The 12387-nt window shown below is 44.0% G+C and carries 7 protein-coding genes; 5 read left to right on the top strand and 2 right to left on the bottom strand.

Annotation, left to right across the window (positions count from 1 at the left end; all coding sequences use genetic code 11):
- Positions 1-15 precede the first annotated feature (15 nt).
- On the bottom strand, positions 16-1050 hold the full coding sequence (locus tag H9Y05_RS02910) for a PorP/SprF family type IX secretion system membrane protein (protein ID WP_163490611.1): 1035 nt from the start codon (positions 1048-1050) through the stop codon (positions 16-18).
- A 23-nt stretch (positions 1051-1073) separates the two neighbouring features.
- The gene (locus H9Y05_RS02905; RefSeq protein WP_216713448.1) at positions 1074-4514 is read right to left on the bottom strand and encodes a T9SS type B sorting domain-containing protein; all 3441 of its coding nucleotides are present in this window, start codon (positions 4512-4514) and stop codon (positions 1074-1076) included.
- 337 nt (positions 4515-4851) lie between these two features.
- On the opposite strand from H9Y05_RS02905, the gene H9Y05_RS02900 reads away from it, so the two are divergent.
- From H9Y05_RS02900 to H9Y05_RS02880, 5 genes are all read left to right on the top strand, one after another.
- Positions 4852-6237 (top strand): FAD-binding oxidoreductase, encoded by a 1386-nt coding sequence (locus H9Y05_RS02900; RefSeq protein ID WP_163490609.1) that lies wholly within the window; start codon positions 4852-4854, stop codon positions 6235-6237.
- Between the two features lie 47 nt (positions 6238-6284).
- Positions 6285-8618 (top strand): type IX secretion system anionic LPS delivery protein PorZ, encoded by a 2334-nt coding sequence (porZ, locus tag H9Y05_RS02895; RefSeq protein ID WP_449649464.1) that lies wholly within the window; start codon positions 6285-6287, stop codon positions 8616-8618.
- An 8-nt stretch (positions 8619-8626) separates the two neighbouring features.
- A complete protein-coding gene (recO, locus tag H9Y05_RS02890) occupies positions 8627-9310 on the top strand; it encodes a DNA repair protein RecO (protein WP_216713446.1) in 684 nt (227 codons plus the stop codon).
- Between the two features lie 142 nt (positions 9311-9452).
- On the top strand, positions 9453-9923 hold the full coding sequence (locus H9Y05_RS02885) for a MarR family winged helix-turn-helix transcriptional regulator (RefSeq protein ID WP_163490606.1): 471 nt from the start codon (positions 9453-9455) through the stop codon (positions 9921-9923).
- Entirely contained in the window at positions 9920-12325 is a 2406-nt protein-coding gene (locus tag H9Y05_RS02880) for a 3-hydroxyacyl-CoA dehydrogenase/enoyl-CoA hydratase family protein (RefSeq protein ID WP_216713445.1), read from the top strand. Before H9Y05_RS02885 ends, H9Y05_RS02880 begins: the two co-directional genes overlap by 4 nt.
- Positions 12326-12387: the final 62 nt, after the last annotated feature.

Raw genomic sequence — 12387 nt, 5'->3', positions numbered from 1 at the left:
TATGTCGGTAAAATATTATCGGATTTTACTCGATCTGACATATAGATTCGGAATAATCCACCGCATGGATATTTCAAAACCACCCCGTGAACGGGACATTGCTACCAGCGAGTTGAATAAATTGAAGTCATAAGCAATTCCGACCCCGACCCCATTCCATTCTACGTGTGCTTTCGCAACCAATGCATCCTGATTTCTGCAGAACAACCCCAATGCAACGGTTGTCCGTTGAACAAAGCTTGTAATCCGTGATTCTCCTTTGAGAATGTATCTACCGTACATTCCGAAGAAAATTTCACGGGCATTTCCCTGCTGATGAAAGAATACTCCCGGTTCCAGTATTATCCGCGTGTTGCGGATTCCGAATGAACCGTTAACAAATCCGGAAAACCGCATATACATCCGTTCCTGCGGCCGGTCGATAAAGGAATACCCCGGTCGGTTCAGGTGATAGGCGGCAAATCCGACATTCAGTAGCTTTGTGTCATTTTCCGCTATTCTCGATTCACCGGATTGAAAAGTGTACACCAGACCTGCCCCTGTATCAAACATATGAAAAGCTGAAGAAGTAAAAACTTCACCGCTTTGCAGGGTCGGATCGTACTCCAGCCCGTTGTACTGACTTCCCCATTTTCCCGCATAGGGATTGAGGGACCGTTGTGCCCATCCACCATAAATACCTGCCCCCAGCGTATGTCCGGATCCCAGCATTACATGTGTCGCGAAGTGAAGGTTGACATTATTGGTCATCACCTGAGCGGATCCTGCCCTGTCGTTAAAAAAATTAATACCTGCCGCTAAATGTGCCTTTTTCCTTCTTTTCTTCTTTGCGTTCAGCCGGGTGTCAACTGATGCGGCAATGGTTTGAAATGGCTCTGCAACACTGTTCCATTGATTTCTATAGTTGATGTTGGCTTGCAAATCATAATTAGCCCCTGTCAATGCAGGGTTTAAGGTTAACGGCGAATACGCCATTTGAGAAAAATGAATATCCTGTGCCTGGTGAGTGAAAGGCAAAATCAGGAACATTCCAATACATAAGCGTTTCATAGTTGCGGTTTTTTGTTAAGTTTTTATCGAGTTACATTTATATTTCCGGATTCCCGGACGGTCTCTCCGGTTACCAGCATTGCCTCCAGTTTGTATACGTACACACCGGTTTGCACAGGCTTCCCTCTAAAAGTACCATCCCAACACTGAGAAGGGTCTTTTGAATGAAAAACAGCTTCTCCCCAACGATTGTATATTGTAAAATCAATGGAGTGTACACAGCTTCCCATTACACATTCCAGGTCGTTTAACCCATCACCGTTTGGTGAAAAAATAGTTGGTACAAACAATTCTCCACACGGCTGCGTCACAATAACGGTAACAGAGTCAACAGCTACACACCCTTCATCACTGATAACCATGACATGATATGTTGTAGTAACTGTTGGAGAAGCAACAGGATTATCACAATCCGTGCAGCTTAATCCTGTCGGAGGTGTCCAACTGATTGTCGTTGCAACAACTCCCGGTTCAATCGTCAGCGTTAAACCGACATTATCTCCCGGTTCAATCGATGACACTGCAGGAGCAGCATCCAGGTTGAATGATACCAATGTCAGAACCGTTGCAGTTACGGAAGTCGTACATCCCAATGCGTCCGCAATATTCACTGTATATGTTCCGATCGGTAATCCCGTCGCCACGTTTCCAGTGCTGACAACAGGATCCCAGCTATATGTATAATTTCCGTTTCCTCCGCTTACATTCAGGGAAACCTCTCCGTCTGCTTCACCACAATTAGCATCTGAAACAGAAGCTGTAGCCACCAGTTGATCCGGCTCCCCGATTGTCACTTGTTCGATTGCTGTACATCCCGCATTGTCCCTTACGGTAACTGTATAATCACCTGGCTCGAGATTACTGGCTGTAGCTGAAGTTTCACCGGAAGGGAACCAATAATACGTATATCCCGGTGTTCCTCCTGATGCTGTTACGGTTGCGGTTCCATTTGTGTCTCCGAAACAGAAAACATCCTGGCTGTTGGTAATCGTTAATGCTGGTGCATTGGCAGCATTGATAATCACAGAACTTGTCGACTGGCATCCGTTCGCATCGGTTACTGTAACAGTGTAATTTCCTGCTCCCAGATTACTGGCTGTAGCTGTTGTCTGAGAAGGAGTGGTACTCCAATTGTAGGTATAAGGCAGTGTTCCTCCTGATGCTGTTACGGTTGCGGTTCCACTATTGACAGTACACTGCGTTTGTGTGGAAGACATCGTTAATGTTGTAGCAGAAGGATCGTTGATCTGGATACTTGCTTGTGATGAACATCCTGCATTGTCTGTTACAGTTACAGTATAGGAACCTGCAGTGAGGTTCCCCGCCGTTGCTGCATTTCCTCCCGCAGGAGACCAGTTATAAGTATATCCCGGAGTTCCTCCGCTCACTGTAACTGTTGCGGAACCGGTACCTCCTGCACATAGCGGATCTGTCTCTGAAATAGCCAGTGTGAGATTGGAAGATTGATTAACGGTTACGTTTGCAGTAGCAATACATCCTGCATTATCTGTTACCGTTACGGTATAATTTCCTGCAGGCAGATTCGTCGCTGTCGCTGTCGTTTGTACCGGGGTACTGTTCCAGCTATAGGTGTATGGTGCTGATCCTCCTGATACGGTTGCTGTAGCAGTACCATTTGCTCCTGCGCATCCTGCAATGGTTGATGTAGTTGTAACGGTTGGATTAGATGCAGCATTACTCACAGTTACATTTGCAGTAGCAGTACATCCCGCATTGTCTGTTACCGTTATAGTATAGTTTCCAGCCGGTAAATTGGTTGCCGTTGCCGTTGTCTGTACAGGAATCGTGTTCCAACTATAGGTATATGGAGTCGTTCCTCCTGATACGGTTGCTGTAGCAGTACCATTATTTCCTGCACATCCGACAGGTGTAGATGCTGTTGTAACAGTCGGGCCGGTAGCAGCCGGATTGATCGTCACCGACTGTGTGGCAGTACATCCTGCATTATCTGTTACCGTTACGGTGTAATTTCCAGCCGGCAAATTGGTTGCTGTTGCAGTTGTTTGTACCGGCGAGGTATTCCAACTGTATGTATAAGGTGTTGCTCCGCCGGACGGTGTTGCTGTTGCGGATCCGTTGGCACTGCAAGTGACATGCACCGGGTTCATGGCAATACTGATTGTTGTTGTTGCACATGGATCAGTACTGCACGCAGTTAAAGAAGACGCATTGTTAATGGTGATAGTGGCACCGCTTCCATCTGTGACCTGAATAGGATAGGTAGACGGGGCAGGGACGTTACTTCCCGTTCCGAAATTGACCCAACTGTCAGCGGTTGTACATGAAGTTGCGGGCATAAAACCATTCATACATTGATTGAGGAATGGCTGCCAGGTATATCCGCATGCAGTACATTGAGCTTGATTCGTTATTTGTACTGTCCCGCCAGGTTGGAAATAGGCCCACGTATACGGGTTCACTCCTCCTGAAGCAGTAAGACTTCCGTTTGATTCCTGGCATACTTGTAGCGCACAGGGAGAGACGGTCACTGTTGTCGTTGTTACAAAACCGCAGGTGGCGGTAAATGTAATTGTGTGTGTGCCGACTCCTGCGACGGCGGGAGAAAATGTTCCGCTGGAGGCATTGGTAATTCCTGTTCCGCTCCACGTTCCCGTAATTGTTGAACTGCATCCGACCCCTGATGTAGCGGATAAATTAAACGGAGCATCCGAAAGACAGGCACTGGAAGAAGCAATTTCAGCATAACAGCAGGTATTCTGAACAATGCTGACGTCGTCGATAAAATAGTATGCAAAATAATTTCCGAATCCGGATCCTCCTGCCGCAGCTCTTGTTGTGGCACCGTCGGCGTTGAAGTTACCGATGATAAAATACTGCTCACCACCTGTAGCAACATAATCCCATTGTAGCCTTACCCAGTTGACAGTATCTAAAAGAATACCGCAATTATTTGTCAGATGAGGTGTTACATTTATCCGGGATCCTTGTGTACAGGCATTTCTCAGGTATTGGTTGTTGGAAAAGTAAACCCCGATATTCTCAACACCCCAGGGACTTCCGTCTGCCAGGCTGATATAGAAAGAAACACAATAGGTTTGTCCGGCAACAAGTGGAGCTGTCGTGTGTCCCTGGATGTATTCCCGGTAGTTGTCAGCAAAACCAAAGGGAGCAGAATAGGCAATGAGTCCCGCGTGGCGTGTTCCGGTTCTGGAATATTGCCATCCTATTCCAAATGCTGTTGCATCTGGCATCCCTGTTGCAATGGGGTTACATGCCGAAAATAAGTCAGGAGATGAACAACTGTCTCCCGGAATATTTGAATTGGCATTATCCCACGAAGGATTTAAGTCCTGACGGAATCCTTCACCCCCGAATCCGCTGCAATTCGTATTGGTAATTTCAAAACTGGGATTAACCACTAAATTTTGGGCATTTAGCAGATTTCCCGATAAGAGTAGTAAATATAGCAGTGTTTTTTTCATAAATTAATGTAGTAAAATAAAACCTCACTTGAGTATACAATTCAATAAATTACAGGAAGTTGTATTCTATAACCATTCTGTTTCAGTGTGTCAGAAGATGTAAAATCATTCCGTCGATGAAACAGAATATAGATGAAGCAAGTCAGTTTTCATTACAATAATACTATATTATTACGAAAGCAACATCAATTCGTTATAATTTTAACGTACTTTCATCTGTTTGATCAATTTATGAAAGGAATCCAACTGATTCTGCACCAGTAAAAAATAAAGAGCGACAGAAATAAAAAGTCATGAAATTTGAATGGTATGAAGAATGGAACATTACATTTGTTCTATGGACAAACATATTGGGTTCTTTAAAGAACTTATAGGAAATTATTGCCTTTCAGATGAAGCAACACTTCAGGGATACAGCCACGATGAAACAGAGGACATCCGTGTTTTGCCATTGTGTGTACTCAAGCCCGGTACAGTGGATGAAGTAAGTAAGATTCTCGCGTATTGTAATGCCAATCAGCTACCGGTTACCCCGATGGGTGCGCGAACGGGACTGAGCGGCGGAGCAATTCCTGCTCCGGGAGGAGTTGCCCTTTCCATGGAACGATTTAACCGGATTTTAGCCATTGATGAAAACAATCACCAGGTAACGACTGAACCGGGAGTCATTACCCAGGTGCTCCAGGAAGCTGTCAAAGAAAAAGGACTGTTTTATCCGCCGGATCCTGCCAGTAAAGGAAGTTGTTTTATCGGAGGAAATGTTTCGGAGAACTCAGGAGGACCGAAGGCGGTAAAATATGGGGTAACGAAAGATTATGTGTTGAACCTGGAGATTGTTCTGGCTGATGGGAGTGTGATCTGGACCGGAGCGAATGTTTTGAAAAATGCGACCGGGTATAACCTCACACAATTAATTGTCGGTTCTGAAGGAACGCTGGGAGTTGTAACCAAAATTGTTCTAAAACTGTTACCGCATCCCACAGCTGATTTGTTGCTACTTGTTCCATTCTATTCAGCGAAGCAGGCATGTGAAGCGGTTGCAGCGATTTACCGCAAAGGAATTATTCCAAGCGGACTGGAGTTTATGGAACGGGACGCCTTATTGTGGACACAGCAATTTACCGGTGATTTCTCCATTGAGGTGAAAGCGACACATGAAGCACATTTATTAATAGAAGTAGATGGATTTAACCCGGAACTACTCATGGAAGAATGTGAATCGATTCTGAGTGTATTGGAACAATTTGAAACCGATGAAATCCTGTTTGCAGAATCCCAGGCACAAAAAAATACCCTCTGGTCTCTGAGAAGAAAGGTTGGAGAAGCAGTGAAGTCGCAATCGATTTACAAAGAGGAAGATACCGTCGTTCCACGTTATGCATTGCCGGAGCTGCTATCGACCGTTAAATCTCTGGGAGAAACATATGGATTTAAATCGGTGTGTTACGGACATGCCGGAGACGGAAACCTGCACATCAATATCATTAAAGGAGAGATGACAGATGAACAATGGAACCATGATCTGACAAAAGCGATCCGGGAATTGTTCACAAAAGTGGTGAGTATGGGAGGCACCTTGTCGGGTGAACACGGAATCGGACTGGTACAAAAACAATACATGGACATTGCATTTGATGATGTTTCGTTGCGTTTGATGAAAGCAATAAAGCAGGTCTTTGATCCCAATAATATTCTGAACCCCGGGAAAATATTTATGGATTAATCCCGAATGAATAAATATTTTTGCAAAATCCACGTTATAGGTCATGTATGTTAAATAAAATAAAACTTTTACTGTCTTGCTGTTGTATTACTACTGCTTCCATGGGACAAATCGGAACCGGGGAGTGGCGGATTCATTCTCAAAGTCTGGATGCAAAAGACGTTGTGAGCAACGGGAATGTATTATATGCTGCCTTTGATGCTGCGTTACTGGAATACGATGCAGAATACAAGGAACTTTCAACATGGGATGTTACCAATGGATTATCAGATATTAAACTGACCAGCCTCGGTGTACACGAAGGTTCCGGGAGTGTATTTATTGGTTATGAAAACGGGAATATTGACCAGATCCAGAACGGGCAGGCAATTAATATTCCGGGAATCAAGCTGGCGACAGTGATCGGTTCAAAACGCATCCACTCCATCAAATCCAAAGGAAGCTATACCTATTTTGCTACCGGACTTGGAATTGTAAAGGTTGATCCGGTTAAGCACGAGATAAAAGACACCTATTATCCCAACGCCTCCGAGGAAGAAATTATTGAAATTACATTTAAAGGCGATAGTATTTACGCGTTGACAAAAACCAGGATGTACAAAGGGAACCTGAATAATCCCGCACTTGCCGATTCAAGTCAGTGGGTCTTGGATACACGCCTGCCGATTATTTCAGACAGTCAATTTGAATACAAAGACATTGAATGCTGGAATGACAGCCTCTATTACCAGAAAAATTATACCAGTTGGGGAAATGACTCCGTTTTTGTCATCCGGCCAGGAGGAAATGCCCAAATTATAGACTTGCAGAATTTTGGTGAGTTGATTTCCCTGCAGTTAAACGGGAACAACTTAGTGATGAATGGCGATGGACTCCAGGTTATTTTCAATGACGATTATTCATTTAACTTTTTTCTTCAGGAATATACGCCGGGTAGTGGAGTTGCCGTGAATGCGTTTGTTGCGTTCGATGATATGTTTTGGTATGCCGATGCCCGTTCAGGTCTGATGAGAAGAAGACAGGACGGAACATTTGAACAGGTACTTTTTAAAGGACCGTCCCGGAATACCTTTTTTTCCATGGATTGGCATGAAGGTGTGTTGGCTGTTGTTCCGGGAGCTGTGAACGGTAACAGTGAATCGTATTTCCGACCGGGAATTATGTATTTTGAAGACGAAGAATGGTCGGGGATCAACAACGGGTATGAAAACTCGTTGTGGAAGGCTGTCAGAACCTGGGATAAAACATCTGTTTCGATTAACCCGAAAAATACCAACCAGGTTGCACTTGGAGGTTTCTCAACAACTCCGCTTTCACTTGTTGACAAAGAAAATGCAATTGTTACAGACACGTTCAGCACATTCAACGCCCCTTTTACCCGGTTTATCAACGGGAGTGTGTTTTTAAGTTCACTGACCTATGATGATAACGGAAATCTTTGGGTGGCCAATGCCTACAGCATACAACCCCTGAAGATGTTGAGCGCTGACGGCCAGTGGTATTCATTTAACCTGGGTTCGGTTGCTTCCAACAAGCAAACGAAAAAACTCTTTTATGACTACAACGGAAATCTATGGCTGTCTGTTGCAAATACAGGATTAATCGGTTACAATTCCGGTTCTTCAGCTACCTCTTCTTCCGATGATAAAACAGTTTTACTGAATTCCGGGGAATTTACAGGTGCTTTACCGTCGAACAATGTAACAGCCATTGCAATGGATTTTGACGAAGAATTGTGGATCGGAACAGACAGCGGCTTCGGAATACTCTACAATTCGGAAAATGCATTCGATGCATCGACAGGCTCTTACAATATTCAGCGTCCGAAGATTGATGTGAACGGAGAAGTGGATTATATTCTCGGAAGTTTATCCATCACGGATATTGAAGTAGACGGAGGGAACAGAAAATGGTTTGGAACAGCTAACTCGGGCGTGATATTGCTCTCAGATGACGGTCTTTCCATTGTAAAGCACTATACAATGGACAACTCTCCGTTGGTTTCCAACAGCATTCTGGATATTGAAATCGATCACAAAACGGGAGAAGTGTTTATTGTCACAGATAAAGGGTTGATGTCGTACAGAGGAGATGCAACGTATGAAGATGCGGAATATTCAGATGTCAAAATATTTCCCAATCCTGCCCGTCCCGATTTTGACGGGTTGATTACCATTCAGGGAATCCGGTTCAATTCCGATGTGAAAATTACGGACGTGGCTGGAAATGTTGTTTACAGAACCACTTCCAATGGGGGGACTGCAACCTGGGACGGAAAGACAACAACCGGTGAGAAAGTTGCTTCCGGTGTATACCTGATCTGGACAGCTTCCAATATCAATAAAGGACGGTTTGTCGGAAAAGTGGTTGTGGCCAACTAACAGCGTTCATGAAACAGACGGACACCGGTATTTTTTTGCACCGAACATCATTTTCCGAGTCAAGTGTTATTGCCACATTTTATACCCGGAATCAAGGGATTCAGAAGTTTATTTTCCAGGGAGCAAAGAAGAAAAACAATACACTTTTTCCGCTCAATATTTGTGAACTTAATTTTTACAGGCGTCCGGATTCGGAATTAGGAAAATTAACGCAGGCAGACACAGCGGTGGTACTGGATTCTATTGTGATCAATCCCGTCAAAAGTATCATTGCCTTTTTCATGGCCGATGTGATCCGGCAATCACTGCAGACAAATGAGAAAGAAACAACCGTATTCGAGTTTCTCCGTGAAGCGATCTGCGAACTAAACGATGCAGATGACCTGGTGTTGTTTCCTTTGTTTTTTCTTGTCAATTTTGCTCCTTTTATTGGCATTCAGCCCAGTTTGTGTGATGATGAAGCCCTTTATTTCAATTTGAAAGAAGGAGAATTTCACAGCGATTACAGACCTGGTGAATGGTGCATCGAGGGAGAACAGGTACGCCACTTGTACGGCTTGTTTGAGTCCAATACAATTGCTCCGGCTTTCAGGAAACAGGCTTTTGAAACAATTCTGGACTACTACCAACTGCACATCCCACGCTTTGATGTAAGCAAGTCTCTGGATATTATCCGCGAGACACTGGCATGACGTATTTTTTAGCAAAAAAACAAGCGCATTCATTTTTAGTAGTGAAAAATTATTTAGCAATTGAGATTTCTTAATTTTAATTAAAAATACTATGCTCGCATAAAATATTTTTTTATCTTTAACCGATTTCAAATTCATTTTAATGGCTGATAATTCTTCTATTTTGATAGATTCTTCCATACGCACAGCGTGGTTCAGGCTTTCAAGGATGTACAACCAAAAAGCAGCTGAGCACGATATGACAATGTCCATCGGGTTTATTCTGATGAATATTGACAAAGAAGGAACTCCCAGCACACAATTGGGACCGCGGATGGGAATGGAGCCAACGTCACTTTCCAGGACATTGAAAACGATGGAAACACGTGGATTGATCAGAAGACAGGGAGAGGGAGTCGATAAACGGAAAGTATTGATTTTCCTGACAGATGAAGGAATTGAAAAGCGAAGGGAAGTGCGTGATTTCTTGATTGATTTCAATACCAAAGTGTTTGAAAAGATGCCGCCTTCAAAGATCAAAGCGTTTCTTGAAGTGATCGAAAAGATTGAAAATACAATAGATAAAGAACTGGAATTAAAAGAATTGATTAATAAACAAAAAATTAAGGTATGAGCAGAACAATCAAAAAAGTCGCAGTACTCGGATCCGGTGTAATGGGGTCGAGAATCGCGTGCCACTTTGCGAATATTGGATGTGAAGTTGTATTGCTGGATATTGTGCCGCGAGAGACAGACGATGCTGAGAAGGCAAAGGGATTGACATTAGAAAATAAAGCTGTTCGCAACAGGATTGTGAATAACTCATTGCAATTTGCATTGAGCTCGAATCCGTCACCGATTTACCGGAAATCATTTGCTCAGCGCATCAAAACAGGGAATTTTGATGACGACATGCAACAAATCGCATCGTGTGACTGGATCATTGAAGTGGTCGTAGAACGCCTGGATATTAAACAAAAGATTTTTGAAAAAGTAGAACAATTCCGCACGGCTGGAACCATTATTTCTTCCAATACTTCAGGAATCCCGATTCACCTGATGCTGGCCGGAAGAAGTGAAGACTTCAAAGCACATTTCCTGGGAACGCATTTCTTTAACCCGCCGCGCTACCTGCAATTGCTTGAAATTATCCCGACTCCGGAAACACAACCGGAAATTGTCGATTTCCTGATGGACTTCGGAAGCCGTTTTCTTGGTAAAAAGACGGTTTTGTGTAAAGATACGCCGGCATTTATTGCCAACAGAGTAGGTGTTTACTCCATTATGGGAGTCTTTCATACGGTGAAGGAAATGGGGTTGACGGTAGAACAGGTAGACAAATTAACGGGACCTGTACTGGGACGTCCTAAATCAGCGACGTTCAGAACATGTGATGTCGTAGGACTGGATACATTGGTGCACGTTGCAAACGGGTTGAAAGACAATTGCCCGAATGATGAGGAACGTGCATTATTCGAACTGCCAGACTATATTTCCAAAATGGTAGAAAACAATTGGATCGGTTCCAAATCCGGACAGGGATTCTACAAAAAAGTAAAACATCCGGATGGTAGCAGCGAGATTCTCGTGCTGGATTTGAATACACTCGAATACCGTTCCCAGGAGAAAGTGAAGTTTGCAACCCTGGAAATGACCAAACCGGTAGAAGATCTGAAGCAACGGACAAAAATGCTCTTCATGGGAATGGACGATGCAGGGAAATTGTACCGTAAACTTTTCGGAGGGCTGTTTGCGTACGTCACAAACCGAATTCCGGAAATTGCAGATGATCTTTATAAAATTGACGATGCCATCAAGGCCGGATTCGGATGGGAATTAGGTCCGTTTGAAACATGGGATATCCTCGGATTCGACCAGGGACTGAAACTCATCGCAGATGAGAAAAAAGAAGCTGCGCAATGGGTGAAAGACATGAAAGCGGCGGGAATAACTTCTTTCTATAAAACAGAAGCAGGAAACCGCTATTTCTATGACCGTTCCTCCAAATCATATAAAATCATTCCGGGAACAGAAAACCTGATCATCCTGGAGGCATTGCGTGCAGAGAAAAAAGTATGGGGTAATTCCGACACAACAATTGTTGACCTGGGAGATGGTATCCTGAACCTGGAATTCCACACAAAAATGAATACAATTGGCGGTGGAGTGATAGAGGGAATCAACAAAGCGATTGACCTGGCGGAAGAAAGCTACAAAGGATTGGTGATTTCCAATACCGGACAAAACTTTTCTGCCGGCGCCAATGTAGGTATGATCTTCATGATGGCAGCAGAGCAGGATTTTGATGAATTGAACTTTTCGGTTAAAGCATTCCAGGACACCATGATGCGGGTGCGTTATTCCAATATCCCGGTGATTGTTGCACCACACAACCTTGCTTTAGGAGGAGGATGTGAGTTGTCGATGCATGCCGATAAAGTGGTCGCACATGCGGAGTTGTACATGGGGCTTGTTGAATTTGGTGTCGGATTGATCCCGGGAGGAGGAGGTTCCAAGGAATTTGCGAAACGTTTATCGGAAGAATTAAAGGATGGGGACATCAAAATCAACCGTTTGAGAGAGCGTTTCCTGACAATCGGTCAGGCAAAGGTATCGACATCAGCTTATGAAGCATTTGATCTGGGATACCTCCGGGAAGGAACGGATGAGGTGGTGATCAGCCGCGATCATCAGTTGGCGCGTGCGAAAGCAGCAGCAATTGAATTGTCGGATAAGGGATACATTGCTCCGAAACGTGAGAAAAATATTACAGTGGTAGGTCAGGAAGGACTTGGAATTGTATATGTAGGAGCCAATTCCATGCTTTCCGGAAATTACATGTCAGAACACGACAAAGTAATCTCTGAAAAACTGGGATATGTGCTTTGCGGAGGTGATTTATCTGAAAATACGGTTGTATCCGAGCAGTACCTGTTGGATGTGGAAAGAAAAGCATTCCTGGAACTGTGTGCAGAGCGGAAAACGCTCGAACGCCTGCAAAGTTTGGTAAAAACAGGGAAGATTCTGAGAAATTAAGAGGTACTGTTACACATACCGAAGGCAATGAGGGATTCCTCGTTGCCTTTTTTATTGATTCG

It is taken from the genome of Taishania pollutisoli (assembly GCF_014518315.1).
Lineage (GTDB): Bacteria > Bacteroidota > Bacteroidia > Flavobacteriales_D > Crocinitomicaceae > Taishania > Taishania pollutisoli.
The sequence above is the reverse complement of the archived record's forward strand: the minus strand, read 5'-3'. Positions and strand labels throughout refer to the sequence as shown.